Source organism: Pseudooceanicola sp. HF7, assembly GCF_011806405.1.
GTDB lineage: Bacteria > Pseudomonadota > Alphaproteobacteria > Rhodobacterales > Rhodobacteraceae > Pseudooceanicola.
The window spans coordinates 145743-166916 of sequence record NZ_JAATOW010000001.1; the positions used below are offsets into that span (position 1 = coordinate 145743).

The window sequence follows — 21174 nt, forward strand, 5'->3', positions numbered from 1 at the left end:
TACGAGGCCGGGTTTGAAACTCGTCCTCGGTTCGGGAAGCCCCCGGCGGCTGGAGCTTCTGGCCCAGCTGGGGGTGACACCCGACGACATCCGCCCCCCCGATATCGACGAAACACCGACACCCGGCGAATTGCCGCGCCCCTATTGCGCGCGCATGGCCCGGGAAAAGGCCTGCGCGGTCAAGGCTGCGGGGGATGAAATCGTGCTCTGCGCCGATACCACCGTGGCCCTGGGCCGCCGCATCCTGGGCAAGCCCGAGAACGCGGGCCAGGCGGCAGAGTTCCTCTGGGCGCTGTCAGGCCGCCGGCACCGTGTCATCACCGCCGTGGCGGTGAAGGCGGGCGACCGGCTTTGGGAACGCGACGTCGTCACCCAGGTGCGCATGAAGCGCCTGAGCGATGACGAGGTGAACGGCTACCTGGCCAGCCAGGATTGGCAGGGCAAGGCCGGCGGATATGGTATACAAGGCCTGGCCGGGGCGCTCGTGCCCTGGATCCAGGGCAGCTATTCCGCCGTGATGGGGCTGCCCGTGGCAGAGACCGCCACTTTGCTTACCGCGGCCGGATGGCCGCTCTGGAAGGACCGGACATGACGGATCGGCAGATCGTACTCGACCATTTCAAACGCGATGCGGACACGGAGGTCGAGATGGCGGCGCTGATCGAGGAGGGGCGGGTGACCGACCTTTTGATCGATGACCCTTCGGTGCCGGCGCCGGGCACGATCTACCGCGCCATTGCCGACCGTCCCGTGAAGGGGCAGGGCGGCATGTTCGTGAAGACCCCCGATGGCTCCGGCTTCCTGCGCCAGGTGCGCGGGCTGAAGCCGGGCCAGGCGCTGCTGGTGCAGGTCACCGGCTTTGCCGAACCGGGCAAGGCGCTGCCGATCACCACCAAGGTTCTGTTCAAGAGCCGCTATGCCATCGTCACGCCCGATGCGCCGGGGATGAACATTTCCCGCGCCATCAAGGATGACGACCTGCGCGACAGCCTGATGGAAGTCGCCCACGAGGTCTTTGCCGATCACCCGATCGCCGCTGACGGCGCCGGGCTGATCCTGCGCTCTGCCTGCGCGGAAGAGGTGGACCTGGACGTCATCGCGGAGGATATCGCCGCCATGGCCGACCTGGCCGCCAACGTGATGGCGGACGAGGGCAGCGGCCCCGAGCTGCTGGTGGATGGTCCCACGGCCCATGAGCTGGCCCTGCGCGACTGGGAGCCGGGGCAGGTGGTCTCGGGCATGAGTTCGGACAAGCTGGCGCCTTTCGAGGCCGCGGGCGTGCTGGACCTGCTGCAACCCTTCATCGGCGGCGCGGCCCTGCCCGGGGGCGGCCAGATCTTTGTCGAGGCGACCCGCGCCTGCGTCAGCGTCGATGTGAACACCGGCGCCGATGGCAGCCCCGCCGCGGGCTTCAAGGCCAACCTGGCGGCGGTGCGTGAGCTGCCCCGCCAGCTGCGCGTGCGCGGGCTGGGCGGCATCGTCTACCTGGACTTGGCCCCCATGGGCAAGAAGGACCGCCGGCAGTTCGAAAGCGCCCTGCGCGCGGCTTTCCGCAAGGACAGCGTCGAGACGGTCCTGGCCGGCTGGACCCCCCTTGGCGGATACGAGCTGCAGCGCAAACGGGCCCGTTTGCCCCTGGGGCCGATTCTTGCGAAACTGGCTGGATGACCTGCCCGATCTGCAAATCCGATTCCGATCCGAAGTACCGCCCGTTCTGCTCGAGCCGCTGCGCGGATCGTGACCTTGCAAGCTGGATGAACGGCAGCTACGCCGTGCCCTCCCGCGATCCCGAAGACATCGAAGCCGCGCTGGACGCGGTCGAGGAAGAGGTCGAAAAGGCCCTGCGCGAGGGCCGATTTTCCTAGTCTTCGCAGGGCCTTCGCGCGCAGCCAGGCGGACGTGAGGGAATGTTGTTGGTTTTTGCGAAAAACCCTCTGGACACTCCCCCCAGCCTCGCCTAGAACGCCTCCACCCAACGGCAGATGCCGTTCCCGTGCCCGGGTAGCTCAGGGGTAGAGCAGTGGATTGAAAATCCTCGTGTCGGTGGTTCGATTCCGCCCCCGGGCACCACTTCCTTCGGCCAACTTATTGATACGCCTCGCATCTTTTGCGACGGAGGCCTGTGGTAGGACATGGCGTATGACATTTCGGTGCCCCATTCATTCACCAAGCGCGGAATCTTCTACTTCGAACGGCGTGTGCCGAGCGATCTGAAGCAGCACTATTCGTCCGGCAAGATCTGTTACTCGCTGCGTACCAAGTCCGCGCCTGTCGCTGCCTCACGCGCTCAGCGAGCAGCGCAGCGGCTCGACGAATACTGGTATTACCTGCGGGTCCAGGATCAGGATCTTCCCGGCAAGCATTTGCTGCGGCGCAAGGAAAACATGCAGGTCGCGACAGTCGTAGCCTCAGAGCCTGACAGCCCTTCCGTAACGCTGTCCGAGGCCGTCGGGATCTACCTGCGTCTCAAGGGGGCAGGGCGCCCGCTCACCTTCGCCCGCGCCGCCGAGCTCTCCTGCGGCTACGTGATCGACGCTTGTGGCGACAAGGACCTGACTAGGTACCGCAAGACGGATGCAACGGCCTTCTGGGATGCCCTGATCGCGAAGGGGCTGACCGGCAGCAGCATTACGCGGATCTTCGGGACCGTTCGCGCCGTCATCAACTTCGCCATCAGCGAGGTCGGTCTTGAGATGACCAATCCCTTCACCGGCGTCTACTACGACCGCTCCCAAGGCGTGAAGGAGCGCAAGCCCCTGAGCCGGAAAGCCGTGCTGCGTGTCCAGTCCCAGTGTCGGAGGCACGATGACGAGTTGCGCTGGCTTGTCGCCCTGATCTCGGACACCGGGATGCGACTGGCAGAGGCTGCCGGTCTGAAGCGGGACGACATCGTCCTTTCCTCCCAAATCCCGCATGTCGTGATCCGGCCCCATCCCTGGCGGCGGCTGAAGACCAGGTCCAGCGGACGGAAGGTGCCCCTGGTCGGAGAATCCCTCTGGGCGGCGCACCGTATCCTGTCTGCGGGGCCTGCGTGGGACTACGCCTTTCCTCGCTACACGGATGGCAAGGTCACGAATGCCAACTCGGCCAGCGCTGCGTTGAACAAGTGGATCAAGCAACAGGTCAAGGAAGGCGGAACGATGCATGGCTTCCGCCACGCGATGCGGGATCGGCTGAGAGCCGTTGAATGTCCGTCGGATGTGGCGGACCAGATCGGGGGCTGGGAGACGGACGGGGTAGGGCAGTCCTACGGACAAGGCTATCCGCTGCAGGTCCTCCGGAAATGGCTCCAGCTGGGGGTGGAAGAGCTCTAGGCCGGGGGCGGGCCTTTGGCTCGCATCTTCCACGGTAGCATTCGGTAAACTGTCTTGCCGGTCTGCGAAGGCCTTCGGGCAACGCCATGTCCTACCACAGGCCTCCGTCGCAAAAGATGCGAGGCGTATCAATAAGTTGGCCGAAGGAAGTGGTGCCCGGGGGCTGCGTGATCTGAAGCCGTACTCTCACAGGATCTGCTGTCCGCCGTGCGCGCCGCCGTTGCCGCCGCCCTCGCTCAGCGCGTGTTCCGGGGGACCAGCACCGCACGCCGCGAGGGGGCGGTGCTGGAGAGATCAGGGGCAGGGCGCCTTTTCAGCGCCCCGCCATGTCTTCATCTCAGGTCATCACGTCGGGGCCATCACGGCCGGAGCGGGTCTTGAGGTTCGTGAGCGCGTCGATGGCCTCGACCAGCGGTGTCAGGGCTTCCTGGGTTTCGATGCCAAGGTCGCCATCGGCGGGGGTGTATTGCTCCAGGTAAAGACGGATGGTCGCGCCCTCCGTGCCGGTGCCCGACAGGCGCATCACCGCGCGGGCACCGCCCTCGAAATAGACGCGCATCCCCTGGTTTTCAGAGACGGAGCCATCGACCGGATCCGTGTAGGAGAAACTGTCGATCTTCTCGATCCCCTCGGGCGGGGTTTCGATCGCCTTCAGGTCGTCCATGATCGCATTGGCGACACCGGCATCCACGGCCTCGTAATCGTGGCGGGAATAGTAATCGCGCCCGTAGGTCTTCCAGTGATCCATCAGGATCTCTGCCACGGACATTTTCCGCACGGCGAGGATGTTGAGCCAGAGCAGCACGGCCCAGAGGCCGTCCTTTTCGCGCACGTGGTCAGAGCCGGTGCCGGCACTTTCCTCTCCGCAAAGCGTCGCCTTGCCCGCGTCCAGCAGGTTGCCGAAGAACTTCCAGCCGGTGGGGGTTTCATAGGCCTCGATCCCCAGCTTCTGAGCCACGCGGTCAGCCGCGCGGGAGGTGGGCATGGACCGCGCCACCCCGGCAAGGCCGCGGGCGTAGCCGGGGGCCAGGTGCGCATTGGCGGCCAGCACGGCAAGGCTGTCCGACGGGGTCACGTAGACGCCCTTGCCCAGGATCATGTTCCGGTCGCCATCTCCGTCGGAGGCGGCGGCGAAATCGGGGCCGTCCGGGGCCATGACCATGTCGACCAGCGGCTTGGCCCAGATCGGGTTGGGATCGGGGTGGCCCTTGCCGAAATCGACAGAGGGCTCGCCGTTCAGAACGGTGCCCGCCGGTGCGCCCAGGGTGCCTTCCAGGATCGCCTTGGCATAGGGGCCGGTGACGGCGTGCATGGCGTCGAACTTCATGGTGAAGCCGCTGGTCAGCAGGGTGCGGATCGCGTCGAAGTCAAAGAGCGTCTCCATCAGCGCGGCGTAATCCGTCACCGGGTCGACGATCTCTACCACCATGTCGCCCAGTTCGGCCTCGCCCAGGGCGGTCAGGTCCAGGTCCGGGGTCTCCAGCGTCTTGTACTCGGAGAGGGTCTTCGTCTGCTCGAAAATCGCGGCGGTTACGCCTTCGGGTGCGGGGCCGCCGTTCGAAATGTTGTACTTCAGCCCGAAGTCCTCATCGATGCCGCCGGGATTGTGGCTGGCCGAAAGGATCAGCCCGCCATCGGTGCCGCGCTGGCGGATCAGGTTGGAGGCCGCGGGGGTGGAGAGCAGGCCGCCCTGGCCGACGATGCAGCGCGCCGCGCCATTGGCGGCGGCCATGCGCAGGATGGTCTGGATCGCCTCGGCGTTGAAATAGCGCCCGTCACCGCCCACGACCAGCGTCTTGCCCTGACAGCCGTCGATGGCGTTGAAGATGGACTGGACGAAGGCTTCGACATAGCCGGGCTCCATGAAGACGCGGGTCTTCTTGCGCAGGCCCGAGGTGCCGGGCTTCTGGCCATCGAAAGGGGTTACCGGCTTAATTTTCACGTCCATGAATTCTGTCGTCCTTAATATTTCGCGGAATGCGGCCCGCGGAAATCTTGCGGTCTGCATGGGGGTCAAACTATCGCGATTGCATGACTTTGACATGATGTCAGCGCAGATTCTGTCGCGCATGGCAGCAAAACGCCTTTCGACCGGGCAGGAGGGGCCGTCCCGCCGCCCGAAAACCCGGATCGCTGCGTTTATGCCGGCTCCAGGCGGCGGCTAGCGGGGCGGGGCAGAGCGGAACGGCCCTGCTTCCGCAGGGTAAGGTATTCCAGACTACGCGACTGGCGCGAAAGGGCGCAGGCTTGCTGCATTGAACAAGACCCATTTTTCAACGGAAATCATTTGGAGGACGTGAGCCATGGCAAGACGTATGGGATCCTGGTGGATCAAGGATGGAGTGGACGGTCGTCGGATCGAGGCGCAGAGCTTCGCGTCGACCTTCGACATGGTCGCCGGCTATGACTGGTCGGAAGATCACGGCGACAGCGCGGTGCTGGAGAAGGACTTCGTTGTCACCGCGAACTATGACGAAAAGTCCGATAACGTGGACTGCCTGATGATGTCCTCGCACGGATCGCCCGGCAGTTTCAGCGTCTGGGACGGCGCGGTCAGCACCTCTGACAGCATCGACTTCGGCGCCGGCGACCTTGAGGTCTGGGCCAGCCATGCCTGTCAGGTGCTGCGCCATGACGCCAACAACAGCACCTGGGACTGGATCCCGGCCTGGAGCCGCCTGCATTACATGTGCGGCTTCCACACCAACTCCTTCTCTGGGGGCGGGCGTGACAAGCGCGGCTTCTGGTTTGCCTGGTACGGGGGCGTCGGCCATGCCCTGGTGCCCTTCTTCTACAGCCACAACACCATCCGCAGCGCCTGGAAAAAGGCCAATCGCATGGTGGAAGGGTCGAACGTGGACTGGGCCTACATGCGCGCCTCCGGCAACACGAGCGGCGGCAGCTACACCAGCACCTACAACGAGAAATTCCGGACCAGCGAACCCTCCGATCCCGTGACGGGGCGGACGTTCTTCTGGGCCCGCGGCACCTGCTGAGAAGGAATTGAACAGATGACATTGAACATGAAAGCCATTCGTTTCGATACGGAGATCCCGGAGATTCCCGAGGCCCTGCCGGTCGTCCATTGCACCGCCCCCGATTTCGAGGCCCGTGCCCGCGGCGTGGAGGGCCTGGCAGAGCGCCTGGACCTGGGCAAGCTGCACGAGGTGGACACCGAACATGGCCGTGCGCGGACCTCAAAGAGAGGCACGGTCGAGGTCTTTGCCGCCTCCGGCGCAGTCTGGTCGGAAACCACCGTCCACGACGAGGAGGGCCGGGACGAGTTCCTGGACTGGCCCGACCTTGAAAAGGCCCGCGACCGGGACGGAGAGGCCGTTCTGACGCTGGGGGAAAAGGCCGCCGCACGGGCGATGGACCTGGCGGCGGAGCTGGCAGAGATCGGCCAGTTCGACATGAAGCACGCAACCCGCCCGGAGCTGCGCCTGGTGCAGGTGGCCGAAGCCGACGATAAGGGCGAACCCCTGCGCAGCGGTGCCGGAGAGGCGACCGTGGTCATGGGCTATGAGCTGGAAGGGCTGCCCGTGATCGGGGCCGGGGCGAAGACCCTGGTCGACATGATCCCCGGCGATGGCGGGGTGATCCCGACCGGGGCCATCAACGTCTGGCGCCAGCCAAGGGGCGTGGGCAAGGTCCGGATCGGCGGGCAGGAGGCCGCGCTGGCCGCTGGCCTGCTGGAAGATCCCGACCTGATGATCGCGGCGGAAAAGGGTGGCCGCATCACGATCCAGCGGATGCGCCTGGGCCTGATGGCGATGCCCGCCGCTGTCTTCCAGGGGGTGCTCTTCCCGGCGCTGGAATACGAGGCGCGCGTGGATTTCCCGGACCGCAAGCAGGATCATTACTTCATCGGGCGGGTCGCCCCGGTGGCCGGTGCCAAGGCCTATGCAGAGCTTGGCCTGGGCTCTGCCCATTTCTCCCTGGGCATGAACTGACGCCGCGCCGATCCGGTTGATGAACAGTGGCGCACTGCAAGGTGCGCCACTGCCTGTTTTCGCGGTGAGACCCGGGTGGCGCAGGCGCAACGGCTGTGATCCGAAGGTGTGGGGTATGCCCGCAAGGGATGAAAAAGGACGCAATATCCCTTATTTACCTAGCGGAACGTTGACACTGTTGCCGCAGATATTCTTCTCTTCCTATAATAGGTGAGCCGCAAGGCGCGTCCGGCTGAAGCAGCACAGGACAGCCGGCTTTGCCCCGGCCGATGGCTGCGGCGCAGTGTGGTGGAACTGGGGGAAACGGATGACATGAAAGCCCGACTGTCGCATCATGATATCTATGATGCCGTGCTGGATGACTCCCTTTTCGAGACGCTGCCGGCCCGGATGGCACAGGAGATCGAAGCCCCGTCCTCCGTCTTTTTCTGGCTGCACCCCGGGGATCTTCAGGAAGTGACCGCCGGCACCCAGCCCGAGGCCCATTCCGATTACGAAGACTTCATGGACAGGGACCCCTGGATGGCGGTGGTCAGCGACGATCTCATCGGGGCGGGGGCCTTTCGGCTGACCGATTTCGTCAGCGCTGAGGCCTTTCAGAAAAGCGAGATGTACAACGACTACGTGCTCAAGAACCGGCTGGACCGGTTCTGGTGCATGGGGCTGGTGCAGGCCACGCGGGATGGCATGGTCGCCACGGCCTTTCACAAGGGGAAGAGGGCGGGGGATTTCAGCGATGAGCAGCTGGGCTTCGTCAATCGCCACGCGGCGGACCTGGGGCGGCTGCATGCCATTCGGCGGGAGCTGATCCGCAACGACATTCACGAGATCGCCGCGGCGGATCGCACCCTGATGAACGATCTGCCCGTGCTGGAGCTGGATCACGAGGGGCGGCTGTTGCGGCTTAACGGGATGGCAGAGCAGCTTCTGCTGATCCATCCCTTCGTGCAGATGCGCCACAGCCGGCATCTGTCCGTCTCTGGCCCGCAGGCAAGGGCCTATCGCCAGGCGGTCGGGGTCGCGGTCAGCGCAGAGGTGCGCCATGCCGGTATGGTCGAGCTTCCCCCGGTACGGGCCAATGACGGGCGCCTCTTGCCTGAGCTGCGCCTGAACCTGCTGCCGCGCACGGATGGCGGGCGCCGCGTGCTGGTCATCATCACGACGCAGGATCCGGTCAGCCTGCCCAACACCCTTGAAAACCCTCAGGAAAAGATCGTTCTCTCGGCGCGCGAGAGAGAGGTGCTGGAAGGGCTGATCCGGGGACTGCGGCGCGACAAGCTGGCCCATGACCTGGGGCTGGCGATCCCGACGGTCGACCTGCACATGGCCAACCTGCGCCGCAAGCTGGGGGCAAGGACCATGCCGGAAGCCATCGCGACGGCCTTCCGCATGGGCGTGCTGTGAGGGGCCGCCGCAGACGGGCGGCCCGCGCTTACTGCTGGATGCTTTCGAGGTAGGCCAGCAGGCCCGCCAGCTCCCTTGGGGTCGGGGTCATCGTGCCTTCGATATCCACGGGGACCAGGTCATCGCCCATGGCATCGCCGAATTCGGGCATGACGCGGGCCAGGTGACTGTCTTCGGGATCGCCGTAGATGAAGCTGAGCACCCGGGCCTCAGGGAAGGTGCCGCCATTGTCACGGGCCAGCGTGGTCAGATCGACGGGCGCATCCGCAAGGTCTGCGGCAAGCGGGCCGTCCCCGCGGGCGTCTGCGCCATGGCAGGACACGCAGTTTTCGGCAAAAAAGGCTGCCCCATCAGTGCGATCCGGCATTCTTGCCGTGGTGCAGGCGACCAGCGTCAGCCCCATGATCGTGGAAACTCCAAGGATGATCTTGCGCATGTTTTCCCCTGTATTGCCGGTCTGCTCTTGCCGCCTTCATGGCGTTCTCAGGGGCAGGATACACGGGCAGGCCGGATAAGAAAACGGCTCCGCCAGCCGGTGTTGCGCTTTTGACAGGGGGTGGGCCCACGTGTCACGGGGCGAAAGGCGGCGGTGCCATGGATGGCGGGTAAGGCGCAGTAATAAAGCGAAAAATCACCCATCGCGCCTTGCATTCCCGCGCGTGAAACTGTCACGCTAGCCGCGTCGGAGACCATCACCGGGGAGCGCCGCCTTTGCTGATACATGTGGGTCAGGACCGCAATGTGGCGGTCGATCTCAGGCTGGCCGCCTGGCTGGCGCTGGTGGCCGGGGCGGTCAATGCGGCCGGGTTCCGGGCGCTGGGCTATTTCTCTGCCAACATGACGGGCAACCTGTCATCGCTTTCGGATTTCCTGGCGCTGGGCCGGGTGCAGGTGGCGCTGTGGTTCCTGGCGCTGATCGTCGCGTTCATCCTGGGCGCCTTCCTGTCCGGGGTGCTGGCAGAGATCGGGCGCAAGCTGGAGATCCGGGGGATCTATGCCTTCAGCATCCTGCTGGAGGCGCTGGTGCTGCTGGGCCTGGCCATCGCGGACCTGATCTGGCCCGAACGGCTGGGGGGCGGGGCGCTGATGATCTGCCTGAGCGCGCTTATGGGCTTGCAGAACGGGGCCACCACGCGGATCTCTGACGGGCGGGTCCGCAGCACGCATGTCTCTGGAATCGCCACGGATATCGGGCTTGAGGTCGCTCGGCTGATGGTGGCGCCGGGACGGGGAGAGCGCAGGCGGCGCCAGGTCATGGGCGCGCGGCTGACGCTGCATCTGACCACGCTGGCGGCCTTTTTCCTGGGCGGTTTGCTGGGCGTCTGGGGCTATGAACTGGCCGGGCCGCTGGTCTATGCGGTCATTGCCGGGGTGCTGCTGCTGCTTGCCCTGCCGGCCCTGAAAAGCGCGCGGAAGGTGCAGGGGTGAGGTCCTTTCCAATCACGGGAGGACCGGCAAAACGGCCTCTGACCGGCGGGCTGGAGAGCTGCGGTTAACGAAACCTTCCCGGGCGGGACGGTGCCCGGGGCGCCGGGTTTGGGCGAATCGGCGTGGAACCCCTGGTTAACAAGGGGCTGGGGGCGCAAAACCGACGTCTGTATTGCGTCGGTATCACGTCGGTATCGCGTCGGTATTATTGTCGGTATTTGACTCGGTTAACGCAGCGCGCGGTGGAATGGTCCGGTTGGGACCTGCGGCACTGCCATCGGGTTGACCCTGACGGGCCAGTGCCGATGATGCGGGGATGCCCTCCGCGCCGGTCGCGGGACTTGGACGAGAGTGGGCCACAGAACCGGCCCAACAGACAGATGGCCCAAGAGCTGGCCGCCACCCGCAAGCAGCGCCCCGGTGGCGCACCCCGCAAGACGCACCAGCCAAGACTCCCCCACCAAAAACGGACGCCTGAATGACTTCACTGACTTCGCAGATCCTGCCCGCGCTCGAATCCTTCGGGCTCTGGTCCTATTGGCTGATCGGGGCCGCGGCCTTGCTTGAGGGGTGGTGGGTCACTGGGCTGGTCGCCCCGGGCACGCTGATCGTGGATGCCGGCGGGGCGCTGGTGCGGCTGGGCTACCTGGATTTCATCGACCTGGCCTGGTTCGTGGCCCTTGGCGCGATCCTGGGCGGAGAGGCCAGCTGGTTCAGCGGGCGCTGGCTGGGCGATCGGATGCCGCTGCCAAGCGGGCGCGCGTTTCAGCGGGCGCAGGATCTGGTGCGCCGCCACGGCGGGCCGGCGCTGGTCATCGGGCGCTTCCTGGGGCCGGTAGCGAGCCTCGCGGCCCTTGCGGCGGCGCTGTCGGGCATGGAGCGGCGGCGCTTCGTGCTGTGGAACATCATCAGCGCGGCCTGCTATGCGCTGGCCCACCTGGCCCTGGGCTATGTGGCGGGCGATCTGCTGGCGCGGGTGGGGCCCTACCTGCCGCGCCTTGTCCTGCCGCTAGTGGCGATCGGGGTGCTTTGTCTTTTCACCTGGATCGTCGTGCGGCAGGCGCGCCATGCCATTCCCTGGCTGCGGGCCCTGGGGGCAGCGGCGCGGGTGCGGCTGGCGGGCTGGCCGCTGCTGCAACGCGCCGCGGCGCGCTTTCCCGGCACCGCGGCCTTCCTGGCCCGGCGGTTTGACCCCGGCCATGGCGGCGGGCTGCTGGCCACGGCGGCGCTGGCATTGGTGATCTACCTGACCGGGGTCTTCATCGACGGGGCGCTGGATCTGACCCTGGTGCCTGAGACGCAGGCGCTGGATCAGCGGGTCGCCAACCTGGCCCATGCCTACTGGAGCCCGGGTGGGCTGGCGCTGGCGGGCTGGTTCACCCAGTCCGGCCATGTGCCGGTGGCGACCCTTGTGGCCCTGGGGGCGGTGCTGGGTCTTCTCTCCTTCGGCTACCGGGCCGAGGCCACGGGGCTGGCGGTTGCGGTGATCGGGGGTGCGCTGACGGTGACCGGGTTGAAGCTGGCCTTTGGCCGCGCGCGCCCCGAGATTTCCTATTTCCTTGAGACCTCGAACAGTTTCCCCTCTGGTCACGCGGCGATCTCTGTTGCGCTTTACGGCACGCTGGCACTGACGCTCTGGCGGATGCGGGCGCTTGGCCCGGTGGTGGCGATCCCCTTCGGGATAACCATGGCCTTCGGGCTGGGGCTGACGCGGATCTACCTGGTGGAGCATTTCCTGTCAGACGTGCTGAATGGCTGGGTCGTGGGCGCGATCTGGATGGTGATCGGGCTGGCCCTGGCCGAGCAGTTGCGCTGGCGGCAGCGATTGTCTGCGGCGGGCACGGAGGCGGGACCTGCGCGCCGGGTCTCCCCGCTGTGGCGCGGTGTTGGCGTGGCGGCGATGCTGGCCTGTTTCGGCTCTGCGCTCTGGATCGGGGTGGCCCATCGCCAGACCCCGATCGAGCGCGGAGAGATCGCGCCGCCGATGTTCGAGGACCTGCGCAGCGCCATCGCCACCCGGACCCTGCCGCTTGAGGTCGTGGCCCTGGGTGGCGCGCCCCTGCCGCCGGTCTCCGTCGTGGTGACGGGGATGGGCCTTGAGGAGGTGCAGGCGCATTTGCTGGCGGGCGGCTGGTCTGCGGTGCCGGAGGCCGGCCTGTGGTCGATCTGGGCCGCGTTGCGGCGGGATGTGACCCATCGCCCGCAGGCCGGCGCGACAGAGCCGCTGGCCTTCCGCGATGCCAGCCCGGCGGCGCTGACCCTGCGCGCCCCCGACGGTGACAGCGCGCTGCGGATCTGGAGATCGGGCGTCACCAAGGCGGGGCAGCCGGTGCTGGCCCTGGCCTTGGCGCCAGAGGCCAACAGCGCGCGCTGGCAGCCCGAAGCGGCCCGGGCGCAGCTGCTGAAGGCCCTTGGCGGGCAGCAGGAGGAGCTGCCGCATCAGGTGGTTCTGGTGACGGCGGGCGGCTAGCCGGGCTCGTGGGCTAAAGGGGGCCGGGTCACGCTGCGCCCGTCAGGGCAGGTATCCAAGGCGGCTGAGGCCGGGTCGGGCGGCCTGGGTCAGCGCGTCGCGTTGCGCGGGCGGCAGGCTGGCGGCCCGGGAACGGGTGGGACGGATCATGGTGGCGACCTCGTCCAGCCAGGCCTCATCGACAAGGGAGGGGTCGATGAAGCGGATCAGCGCCTCCATCCTGCTGCGGGGATCGTCGGCAAGATCGGCGAAGGCCAGGGTGAACAGCCGCTCGGGCGGGAGGTCGGCGAAGGCATCGAGCCCGGTTTCGATCAGGTCGCTCCAATAGGCGGCAAGGTCCGGATCCGTCACCCCGTCGGCCAGCTTGCCGGGATCGGTGAGGCGGAAGAACAGGGCCTGGAACCAGACATCGGCCATGCTGCCCCGGTCGCTGCGAAAGGCGCGCGCGGGGTCAAGTCCAAGGGCGCGGCAGCGTTTCAGCCCGCCAACAAGGACGCGGAAGTTGTGGTGCTTTGCCATGGACAGGGCCACGTCGCGCCCGTCGCGGTGGACATGGATCACCCGGGCCTCCGGGAAGAGCCGCAGCATGCGGCGCGCCAGCATCAGCGAACTGCCGGAGCGTTCGACCCAGACGCGGCGCGACAGCCGTTTTTGCAGGAAGGCGAAGACCACCTGCAGCTGATCCGCAAGCGGGGCGGCGGGCAGCGGGCGCACGACATCGCCCAGCTCATCGTAAAGGCTTTCGTAGTCCGGTGTCAGATGCGGTAGGGCCACGGTCATGATCGGGGGCACATCGGCCAGGCTGAAGCGCGCCTTGGGGTCGTCGACCGGGTAGAGCCCTTCGTCGACCATCTCGCCGTTGCGGAACATGGCCCTGAGCCCGGCGGACTGGCAGCTGAAGATGCGCCAGAGCTGCGCGCCGGTGAGCCGGCGGTGGGCAAAGATCTCTGGCCCCAGGGTGGCAAAGAACTCCGACAGGCTGAGCACCTCTGGGTGCTTGTTGAGCATCTGGGAGACCAGCGTGGAGCCGCAGCGCCCGGTGGACAGGACGAGGACGGGCGAGATCGGTTCATCAATCGGCATCAACACATCGCAGGATTGTGGCGGGACAGGGGGTGCCAGGCGGGCTTGCCGCGAGGGTAATCAATAAGGCGGGGCCTGTATATATACTGCGCAGGCCCGGGGAAGATCAGGCCCGAGGAAGATCAGGGCTGGGGGATCAGGGCGGCGGCAGCGCGGCCGGAGACCAGCGCGCTTTCCAGCGTGCAGGGCAGGCCGGTGGCCTGTTGCGCGCCCGCGAGCAGCAGGTTGGCAAGCGGCCCCTGCGCACCGGGGCGCTGGCGCACCTCCTGCGGGGATTGATCGAAGGTGGCCTGGCGCATGCGGATCAGCCGCGAGGCCAGGGGCCGGGCGGCGGGCGCCCCGGCGGCCTGGGCCACCTCTGTCCAGATGCGCTCCAGCGCCTGGCCGGGTGGCAGCGGATCGAGGGGCGAGGCTTCTGCCGCGGAAATGGTGACGGAGAGCACGTCATCGCGGCGGAAGATCCATTGCGCGGCCCCGCCCAGCAGGCCCAGCAGGGGCGGCTGGGCAGCGGCCAGAGTGGGCTCTACCCGGAAATGGGCGTTCAGGATCGCCATGCCCGGCGCCGGGGTGCGGGCCTGGGGCAGCAGCGCCTTCTGCGCCTGGGGCGGCAGGGCCAGGATGACGTGATCGCGGGGCCCGAGCGCGATGCGCGCGCCATCGGAAAAGCACAGCGCCGTGGCGCGCCCATCGGCCTGTTCCAGCGCAGTGAGAGGGTGACGGAAGTGCAGCGCGGCGCCGCGCGCGCGCAGCTGCGCCACCGCCGGATCGACCAGCGCCGGGCCAAGGCCCGCGGGCGCGAAGACCGGGCGGCAGGCGGCGGCGCCCTTCAGGAAGGTCAGCTTCAGCGTGTCGCGCAGCAGCCGGGCAGAGGCCTGTTCGGGCGGGCAGTTCAGCACGCCGATGGTCATCGGTTCCCAGAAACTGCGCCAAAGCGCGCCGCGCCGCCGGATGACCTGCGCCACGGTCTGATCCGCCCCGGCGGTCAGCAGGCGGGGCAGATCGGCAAGGTCCGACAGGCGGGTGCCCGGCGGGCGGGTGCCGGGGCGCAGCGCGCCCAGCGGATGATCCGGCACCCGCAGCTGCCAGCTGGTCGCGCTGGCGAGGTCATGGAAGGGAAAGAGCGGCTCTGCCAGTGTCAGCCGCTCCGCCGCACCGATGCGCGCGGCATGGTCCAGCACCGCCTGGTTGGCCGAGAGCATCAGGTGGTTGCCGGTGTCGATGACCCGGTCCAGCCGTGCGTCATGGTAGCTGCGGCAAAGCCCGCCGGCATTGGCCGTCGCCTCGTGCAGGGTCACGTGCAGGTCCGGCCGCCCCGCAAGATCAAGCGCGGCGGCCAGCCCGGCCAGCCCGGCCCCGATGACATGCACCTGCGCCAGGTCGCGCACCGGATCAGCGCCCCGGGGCAAGGGCAAAGCCCAGCCCGTCCACCAGCTTGCGCCAGCCCGGTCTTGCGGGGGGCAGGCGGGACCAGTCCTCTTCCATCCGGCTGAGAAGGCGGACATAGGGGCCGGCCATGACCAGCGCGGGGAACAGCGCGCGACGCGGGTGAGAGGGGGCCTCTGCCAGGGCCTGGGCCAGGCTGTCGCGGGCCATCTCTCCCAGCAGGCGGCGGGCCTGTGGCAGGGCGGGATGGGTGACGGCCAGGGCGGGATCGGCGGGCAGGCCGGTTTCGGCCAGCACCGGCGCGGGGATGTAGAGACGGCCCATGGCGGCATCTTCGGAGACATCGCGGATGATGTTCACCAGCTGCATGGCCCGCGCCAGCGACAGGGCAAAGCGTTCGGAGGCCGCGCCCTGCCAGCCGCCGAAGATCCGCATGGCCAGGATGCCCACGGCCCCGGCGACGCAGCGGATGTAACGCTCTAGCTCCTCCTGGGAGGGGGCGATGATGGGGGTGGCGTCCATGGACATGCCTTCGACCACCAGCGCGAGTTCCGCCTGCGGCAGATCGAAAAGCGGCGCGACATGGGCCAGTTCGGCCCCGATGGCGGTTTCGGGCCTGCCGGCATAGGCGCGGGCGAGTTCGGCGCGCCAGTAGTCCAGCCCGGCCTGGCGATCGGGCAGCTGGCTGTCGCCATCCGCGATGTCATCGACCACCCGGCAGAAGGCATAGACGGCATAGATCGCGCGGCGGCGGGCGGCGGGCAGCACGCGCATGCCCACCGCGAAAGAGGACCCGGCAGCGGTCACGCTGCGGCGCACCTCTTGCTCGGTCGTGGAATCTGCCTTGCGCGGGGGGCTCATCGGTTCGTGAGCTCCGCTGTGGTCAGGCGGGGGCGTCCGGGGCGCAGGCTGCGCAGCCCGCCGGTCAGCCCGGCGCGCAGGAAGGCGAGGGGCGAAGGCGCGATGCGGCGGGCCAGGGGATCGCCGCGCCGCAGCCGGGCCGATAGATCGCGCGCCAGCCACAGGATCGTGGCGGCTTCGCCCGCCAGCCCGCGCGCGGCGATGCGCCGGGGCAGGGGCGCGGCGCGCAGCAGCAGCCCGTCGGTCAGGTCCAGCAGCCCGTCGATCACCCGGCGCAGCCCGTCAGAGCAGGCAGGTGCGGTCAGATCCGCCTGAGTGACCCCGGCCTCTGACAGCCGCTCGCCGGGCAGGTAGCAGCGGTCCAGCCGCGCCTTGTCCTGGGCGATGTCCTGCAGGTGGTTGAGGATCTGAAGCGCGGTGCAGAGCGCATCCGAGGGGCCGTGGCAGGCGGCGTCTTCGCCATGCAGCGCCAGCAGGAAGCGCCCGACCGGATCGGCGGAGTGGCGGCAATAGGCCAGCAGGTCCGCATCCTGTTGATAGGCAAATCCCCGGCTGTCCTGGCGGAAGGCCGTGAGCAGGGCGCGGGGGTGCTCCAGCAGGGCCGGATCGCGCGCGGTCAAGTCCCGGTGCAGGGCCAGCCCCTCTGCACTGCCGGAGGGGTCGCCGTCCAGCCCGGCTTCGCAGCGCTCCAGCAGGGCCAGGCGCGTGGCGGTGTCGCGGGTGGGATCATCGGCGATGTCATCGGCGGCGCGCGCAAAGGCATAGAAGGCCATGACCGAAGGGCGCAGGTCCCGCCGGATCAGCAGGGAGGCCACGGGGAAATTCTCTGTGGCGGCGGAAGCCTGGGCTGTCTTGGATCGTTTCACAGGCCCCTGTCCCTCCTCCTGGCGCGCCGGGTGTCTACGGGGCTGTGCCGCCGGCAAATCTGAGCCGGAAACTGTCATAACCGACCATGCCTGCACAAGGTGTTATCGTGCCTGTCATCCCGCGTGCTGCGGCCCGGCAAGGCCGCCGGGGGCGGTTACAGCAGGCCGTCGCGTTCGGCGTGCAGGTGGCGGGGCAGGCGGTAGCCGATCCCTTCGGGGTCATGGAAGGAGACATCGAGCATGGTCTGGAACTGCTTGGCGCGGTTGCGCGCGCCCAGCTTGGGCACCATGCGGTAGAGCAGCGCCTCGCCCCGGTTCTTGGCCCTGATCGTGGTCAGCGTGCCGAAGGTGCGCATGCGTGGGTAGTTCAGGGCATCGGCCATCTCGTCCCCGATCATGGCGCGCGACACCCGGTAGATGTAGCGCGTCAGCGCCTTGCGCGACCGGGGCTTGTCGATCCCGGCCACCACGGGGGCGGAGTTGATCAGCCCGTTGCAAAGCAGGATCGCTTCCAGCGTTGGGGGCGGTTCGCAGATATGACCGATCTTCTGGAGGTGCAGCGCGCTGTCGAGCGAGCCGCATTGCATCTCTTCCGGCACGCCCATCAGGTGACCGGAATAGCGCCAGATCATCATGAAGCTTTCTTCTTCCTCGGGCGTCAGGTGCACGCCCAGCATCCGCGCGCGGTAGAGCAGCAACCCCGAGAAGGCCGCAGTGGCATAGGAGATATGGGCACTGCTGAGCGGCAGGCCCCAGTCCGGGTCCCAGTCGGGCGCGCCGTCCAGCATGTGGCGGACGCGGGCATGGACCAGGCGGATGCGGATCGACAGCTTCCAGCCGTCGCCGTCGCGGTCCAGCCCGCCGGGCATGAAGATCTCCACCAGGTGGCGGTTGTTCTGCTTCAGCCGCCGGACGCCGGAATCCACGATCCGCCCGGTGATCGAGAAGGATTGCGAGATCAGGGTGGAGAACCCCTCGATCAGGACGGCCCCGACGAAGGCGCCCAGGAACATCTCTGAATGGCGGTGAAAGCCCCGGCAGCCGGGGCCGGTGCGGGCCGGGTCGAACCAGTCCGGCGGGGTTTCCACGGCCTCGAAGAAAGCGCGCGTGGCGGGGGGCGCGTCGGGGATGGCGGCAAGCCCCTGTTCGATCCCGGTGGCGATCCAGTGCTGGGCCTCTTCGGCGCTGTGGTTGGCCAGTTCGGCCACCACCGCATCGGCCAGGGGATCCCCCATCCGGGTATGGGCGATGTAGCGGTCTGCCATCTGCGGGTCGATGGCACGGGCGCGGGCGTAGCCGTCACGGTAGGCACGCGGCACCTCGGTCTGGGATGCGCCGCTGGCAGGTCCGTCGGTCATGCAGTCTTCCCCGGTGGCAGGACCGGCGGTCCGGTCGACTGACAGTCAGCTTAGAAAGTCTGCCTGTTTGTGGCAAGCGTTCGGGCAGGGCGCCGGGACGGGCCGGGCACAGGTGCCGCCTGCGTGGTCGGCTCAGTCCGAATGGAAGACGAAGGAGCGCATGGAGACCGAGGCAAGGTCGATGCTGTCGGTCATGAAGGTCAGCGCATCGCGCGCGTCCGAGGCCCCGGCGATGGTGAGCGCGGGCAGGTAGTGATCGAGCGAGGGATGCGCCATGTTCAGCAGCGGCCCCAGGCCCTCGCGGTCCGAAAGGGCGGCGAAATCGCGGTCTTCCAGCCGGTCGGCAAAGAGCGCGTCGAATTCCAGCGCGAAATCATGCGGCTGGCCGCCGCGCCGCATGGCGCGCAGGTTGTGCACCACGTTGCCCGAGCCCAGGATCAGCACGCCCCGGTCACGCAGCTGGGACAGCGTGCGCCCGATGGAGAGCTGGTGATCAAGATCCCGGCTCATGTCGATGGAGACCTGGAAGACGGGCAGATCGGCCTCTGGATAGAGGAACTTCAGCACCGCCCAGGCCCCGTGGTCCAGGCCCCAGGTGTCATCTTCCTGCGCGTGGTGGCTGGCCAGCAGCGCGGTGACTTCCCGGGCCAGCTCCGGCGCGCCGGGGGCAGGGTATTGCTGGGCGAAAAGCTCTGCCGGGAAATTGCCGAAATCGTGGATCGTGCGCGGCAGTTCGGAGACATCGACCAGGGTGGAGCCGCGCGTCATCCAATGGGCCGAGACCACGAGGATCGCCCGGGGACGCGGCAGGCTTTGGCCCAGCCGGGTCCAGGCGCGGGTGTAGTCGGTCTCCTCGATCGCGTTCATCGGGCTCCCGTGGCCCATGAAGACCAGCGGCATCCGATCAGAGGGCGCGAAACGGTCGCGCAATGTCTCAAGGGTTACCTGGCGCATGGTCTGTCCTTTCCCGGGCTTCATGGGGCCCCGGGTGTTCCGGGGGCACCCCACGTCATTGTGCCGTGCGGGGGCGGGGATGGAAAGGCGGTCAGGCGCGCGGGCCCCGGCGCTTGTCCAGCGCCGGGGCCCGTGGGGCGAAGAGGGAGGACACCCGGCAGGCGGATGTCCCGTGCTGGTTACAGGTGCGGTTCTCAGCGGGCCTGGAAGGCGATGGGCCACATGAAATCAAGCGATTTGAACCCCTGGCCCAGGTAGCGCACGACGCCATCCTTGGCGCTGGCGTTATAGGCGGGGGTCAGCGCGCCGGTGGGCACCGAGAAGGGGAAGAACAGGTCCAGATCCGGGTTGTAGGAGGCGCTGGCGTGGCAGCTGTGGCAGCTGGCCTCGAAATGGGTCCAGTAGCGGGGCTGGGCGGTATTGGGCGCGCCGGCGAAATCCTCCATGTCCGTATGGCCCAGGATCACGGGCACCTCGCCGGTGCCATCCACGGTAAAGCGGATCTGGGTGCCGTTGGGCGCATAGTTTTCAAAGCCGAAGTCGCCGATGCCCGCGTCCGAAAGGATCGTGTCGATCTCATCCATGGAGAGGGGCGCGCGTTGTGTGATCAGCGTGTCGCGCACATGGCCCACGCCGGGGTTGTCGTTGAATTCGAAGGTGGACCAGAACCAGGTGGGTTCCTCTGAATAGAAGACATCGCCGGGGGTCGAGAGCGTCTGCATCTTCATCATCAGATGCAGGCCGCGCCACCAGTATTTGCCCCCTTCGAAGGTGAAGGTCAGCGCGCCCTCGGGGGCCGGGCTGCCATCTGTCACCTGCAGCCAGGAGGCCTTGAGCTCGATCGAGCCGACGGGCATCTCGACGTAGTCGTTGGTCTTGAAGAACTCCGCCACGTCGATCTTGGTCGTGAGGCCGCTGTCGATCAGGTAGTCGTAGCTGATCTTGTTGCGGGTGACCTGTTCATTGGCCCCGTCGGGATCGGCGGTGCTGACGCGTCCGGCGGCCAGGTCCTTCTTTTCTGCCGTGGGGTTCATTTCGTCGTCCATGGCGGCGTTGAAATCAAAGGCCTTGTTGGTGTCGAAGGTGTCCGGATCCGTGGGCCAGGCCATCCAGAGCGGGACCTTGCCAGAGCCCGACATGCCGCCCGTTTCGGGGTCCGCAGGATCCGGGATCAGCTGGTTGACCATGGCAAAGATGTACCAGGCCAGGGTTTCGCGCGCCTTCAGATCATCGCCAAAGGCAACGTCCAGGCAGCTTTCGGCGAGCTTGGCGTGGTCCATGGTGCGCGACCAGTCCTGCGCGACGCAGCCGGGACTGTCGGAGGCGGTGTCGCTTTGGGCCTGGGCGGAGAGCGCCGGCAGGGCAAGGGCAGCGGCGGTCAGCATGAGACGGGCGTGGCGGGTCATCGAAATCTCCTTTGGTCGAAAGGCCTGAATGAAATCAAGCGGATACGCAGGTAGCGGAAGGCTGCCGCGCGATGGTCCATACGGTGGAGGATTGCACCTAACCCTGCGTCAATCAACCTTTGATTGCATCCTGTGTACCGCAGATGGGTCGGGCCGGGCCGGCGCAATGTTGCGCCCGGCGGAAAGCGGAGGCGGAGGCGTCTGGTGCTTTCGGGCGGAATGCCTATCTGTCACAGGGCGGGCAACGGGAAGGGGGGCCATGGGCAGGGAGCAGCAGGCAGAGCCATCCGAAGGAGCGGCCGTGCCGACGCGCGCGGAATTCGACGCGGCGCGCGGGCGGATCGACGGGTTCGTCGCCCGGCATTTCTCTTTTCGCGGGGCGCTTGGCCTGCATCGCCGCGCCCTTGGCGGGGATCTTCTGCGCGCGCCGCTCAATGTCTTCCTGGCGCCGCTGCATGCTCTGACCCGGCTGGCGGGGTTTCTGTGCCGTCTTTGCGGCGCGCGGCGCGCGGCGGACTGGCTGGGCGCGCGGGGCTTCATCCTGACCACGCGGGTCGCGGCCGAGGTCGAAGCGCGCCTGCTGGAGGACCTTCTGGCGCTGCCCGCAAGCGGGCGCGGCACCCCCCTGGCCACCCGGCTGGAGGCCCTGGCCCCCGAAGGGCTGGCAGAGCCCGACCGCAGCGCTTTTTTTTTT

The 21174-nt window shown here is 67.5% G+C and carries 19 protein-coding genes and 1 tRNA gene; 11 read left to right on the forward strand and 9 right to left on the reverse strand.

What is annotated here, in order from left to right:
- The first annotated feature begins 13 nt into the window (after positions 1-13).
- The 5 genes from HCZ97_RS00675 (at position 14) to HCZ97_RS00695 (ending at position 3314) form a co-directional block, all read left to right on the forward strand.
- The gene (locus tag HCZ97_RS00675; protein WP_167686722.1) at positions 14-592 is read left to right on the forward strand and encodes a nucleoside triphosphate pyrophosphatase; all 579 of its coding nucleotides are present in this window, start codon (positions 14-16) and stop codon (positions 590-592) included.
- Positions 589-1668 (forward strand): ribonuclease E/G, encoded by a 1080-nt coding sequence (locus HCZ97_RS00680; RefSeq protein ID WP_167686723.1) that lies wholly within the window; start codon positions 589-591, stop codon positions 1666-1668. The genes HCZ97_RS00675 and HCZ97_RS00680 overlap by 4 nt, the downstream gene beginning before the upstream one ends.
- Positions 1665-1865 (forward strand): DNA gyrase inhibitor YacG, encoded by a 201-nt coding sequence (locus tag HCZ97_RS00685; RefSeq protein WP_167686724.1) that lies wholly within the window; start codon positions 1665-1667, stop codon positions 1863-1865. Before HCZ97_RS00680 ends, HCZ97_RS00685 begins: the two co-directional genes overlap by 4 nt.
- A gap of 130 nt (positions 1866-1995) precedes the next feature.
- A tRNA-Phe gene (locus tag HCZ97_RS00690) sits at positions 1996-2070 on the forward strand.
- Between the two features lie 80 nt (positions 2071-2150).
- On the forward strand, positions 2151-3314 hold the full coding sequence (locus HCZ97_RS00695) for a DUF6538 domain-containing protein (RefSeq protein ID WP_368484299.1): 1164 nt from the start codon (positions 2151-2153) through the stop codon (positions 3312-3314).
- A 337-nt stretch (positions 3315-3651) separates the two neighbouring features.
- On the opposite strand, the gene HCZ97_RS00700 is transcribed toward HCZ97_RS00695, so the two are convergent.
- Complete coding sequence (locus HCZ97_RS00700) at positions 3652-5262, reverse strand: alpha-D-glucose phosphate-specific phosphoglucomutase (protein WP_167686726.1); 1611 nt, start codon at positions 5260-5262, stop codon at positions 3652-3654.
- 355 nt (positions 5263-5617) lie between these two features.
- On the opposite strand from HCZ97_RS00700, the gene HCZ97_RS00705 reads away from it, so the two are divergent.
- The 3 genes from HCZ97_RS00705 to HCZ97_RS00715 all read left to right on the forward strand — a co-directional run bounded on the left by HCZ97_RS00705 (position 5618) and on the right by HCZ97_RS00715 (position 8671).
- The gene (locus tag HCZ97_RS00705; RefSeq protein ID WP_167686727.1) at positions 5618-6310 is read left to right on the forward strand and encodes a DUF6345 domain-containing protein; all 693 of its coding nucleotides are present in this window, start codon (positions 5618-5620) and stop codon (positions 6308-6310) included.
- 27 nt (positions 6311-6337) lie between these two features.
- Positions 6338-7267: a hypothetical protein gene (locus HCZ97_RS00710; RefSeq protein WP_167686728.1), complete on the forward strand. Its 930-nt coding sequence runs from the start codon at positions 6338-6340 to the stop codon at positions 7265-7267.
- A 312-nt stretch (positions 7268-7579) separates the two neighbouring features.
- Positions 7580-8671, forward strand: coding sequence for a LuxR C-terminal-related transcriptional regulator (locus HCZ97_RS00715; RefSeq protein ID WP_167686729.1), 1092 nt, complete (start codon positions 7580-7582; stop codon positions 8669-8671).
- 28 nt (positions 8672-8699) lie between these two features.
- Here the strand turns inward: HCZ97_RS00715 and HCZ97_RS00720 are convergent, their stop codons facing one another.
- A complete protein-coding gene (locus HCZ97_RS00720) occupies positions 8700-9107 on the reverse strand; it encodes a cytochrome c (RefSeq protein WP_254871272.1) in 408 nt (135 codons plus the stop codon).
- 275 nt (positions 9108-9382) lie between these two features.
- On the opposite strand from HCZ97_RS00720, the gene HCZ97_RS00725 reads away from it, so the two are divergent.
- Positions 9383-10099, forward strand: a complete 717-nt coding sequence (locus HCZ97_RS00725; protein ID WP_217701706.1) for a YoaK family protein — start codon at positions 9383-9385, stop codon at positions 10097-10099.
- Positions 10100-10577: 478 nt separating this feature from the next.
- On the forward strand, positions 10578-12569 hold the full coding sequence (locus HCZ97_RS00730; protein WP_167686731.1) for a bifunctional DedA family/phosphatase PAP2 family protein: 1992 nt from the start codon (positions 10578-10580) through the stop codon (positions 12567-12569).
- Between the two features lie 42 nt (positions 12570-12611).
- On the opposite strand, the gene HCZ97_RS00735 is transcribed toward HCZ97_RS00730, so the two are convergent.
- From HCZ97_RS00735 to HCZ97_RS00765, 7 genes are all read right to left on the reverse strand, one after another.
- Positions 12612-13652: a sulfotransferase gene (locus tag HCZ97_RS00735; RefSeq protein WP_167686732.1), complete on the reverse strand. Its 1041-nt coding sequence runs from the start codon at positions 13650-13652 to the stop codon at positions 12612-12614.
- 122 nt (positions 13653-13774) lie between these two features.
- A complete protein-coding gene (gene hpnE / locus HCZ97_RS00740; RefSeq protein WP_254871273.1) occupies positions 13775-15058 on the reverse strand; it encodes a hydroxysqualene dehydroxylase HpnE in 1284 nt (427 codons plus the stop codon).
- Positions 15042-15896 (reverse strand): squalene/phytoene synthase family protein, encoded by an 855-nt coding sequence (locus HCZ97_RS00745; protein WP_167686733.1) that lies wholly within the window; start codon positions 15894-15896, stop codon positions 15042-15044. Before HCZ97_RS00745 ends, hpnE begins: the two co-directional genes overlap by 17 nt.
- Entirely contained in the window at positions 15893-16762 is an 870-nt protein-coding gene (locus HCZ97_RS00750) for a squalene/phytoene synthase family protein (protein WP_167686734.1), read from the reverse strand. The genes HCZ97_RS00745 and HCZ97_RS00750 overlap by 4 nt, the downstream gene beginning before the upstream one ends.
- 155 nt (positions 16763-16917) lie before the next feature.
- Positions 16918-18120 (reverse strand): oxygenase MpaB family protein, encoded by a 1203-nt coding sequence (locus HCZ97_RS00755; protein WP_167686735.1) that lies wholly within the window; start codon positions 18118-18120, stop codon positions 16918-16920.
- A 132-nt stretch (positions 18121-18252) separates the two neighbouring features.
- Complete coding sequence (ygiD, locus tag HCZ97_RS00760) at positions 18253-19074, reverse strand: 4,5-DOPA dioxygenase extradiol (protein ID WP_167686736.1); 822 nt, start codon at positions 19072-19074, stop codon at positions 18253-18255.
- Positions 19075-19268: 194 nt separating this feature from the next.
- A complete protein-coding gene (locus HCZ97_RS00765) occupies positions 19269-20480 on the reverse strand; it encodes a hypothetical protein (RefSeq protein WP_167686737.1) in 1212 nt (403 codons plus the stop codon).
- Between the two features lie 301 nt (positions 20481-20781).
- Here HCZ97_RS00765 and HCZ97_RS00770 point away from each other — a divergent pair.
- A partial coding sequence (locus tag HCZ97_RS00770) for a DUF6635 family protein (RefSeq protein WP_368484300.1) occupies positions 20782-21174 on the forward strand: 393 nt, incomplete at its 3' end.

Bases quoted from the DNA above. Each gene is read 5' to 3' on its own strand.
- HCZ97_RS00680 (WP_167686723.1), top strand. From the start codon at position 589: ATGACGGATCGGCAGATCGTACTCGACCATTTCAAACGCGATGCGGAC.
- HCZ97_RS00685 (WP_167686724.1), top strand. From the start codon at position 1,665: ATGACCTGCCCGATCTGCAAATCCGATTCCGATCCGAAGTACCGCCCG.
- HCZ97_RS00700 (WP_167686726.1), bottom strand. From the start codon at position 5,262: ATGGACGTGAAAATTAAGCCGGTAACCCCTTTCGATGGCCAGAAGCCC.
- HCZ97_RS00705 (WP_167686727.1), top strand. From the start codon at position 5,618: ATGGCAAGACGTATGGGATCCTGGTGGATCAAGGATGGAGTGGACGGT.
- HCZ97_RS00710 (WP_167686728.1), top strand. From the start codon at position 6,338: ATGAAAGCCATTCGTTTCGATACGGAGATCCCGGAGATTCCCGAGGCC.
- HCZ97_RS00715 (WP_167686729.1), top strand. From the start codon at position 7,580: ATGAAAGCCCGACTGTCGCATCATGATATCTATGATGCCGTGCTGGAT.
- HCZ97_RS00720 (WP_254871272.1), bottom strand. From the start codon at position 9,107: ATGCGCAAGATCATCCTTGGAGTTTCCACGATCATGGGGCTGACGCTG.
- HCZ97_RS00730 (WP_167686731.1), top strand. From the start codon at position 10,578: ATGACTTCACTGACTTCGCAGATCCTGCCCGCGCTCGAATCCTTCGGG.
- HCZ97_RS00735 (WP_167686732.1), bottom strand. From the start codon at position 13,652: ATGCCGATTGATGAACCGATCTCGCCCGTCCTCGTCCTGTCCACCGGG.
- HCZ97_RS00745 (WP_167686733.1), bottom strand. From the start codon at position 15,896: ATGAGCCCCCCGCGCAAGGCAGATTCCACGACCGAGCAAGAGGTGCGC.
- HCZ97_RS00755 (WP_167686735.1), bottom strand. From the start codon at position 18,120: ATGACCGACGGACCTGCCAGCGGCGCATCCCAGACCGAGGTGCCGCGT.
- ygiD (WP_167686736.1), bottom strand. From the start codon at position 19,074: ATGCGCCAGGTAACCCTTGAGACATTGCGCGACCGTTTCGCGCCCTCT.
- HCZ97_RS00765 (WP_167686737.1), bottom strand. From the start codon at position 20,480: ATGACCCGCCACGCCCGTCTCATGCTGACCGCCGCTGCCCTTGCCCTG.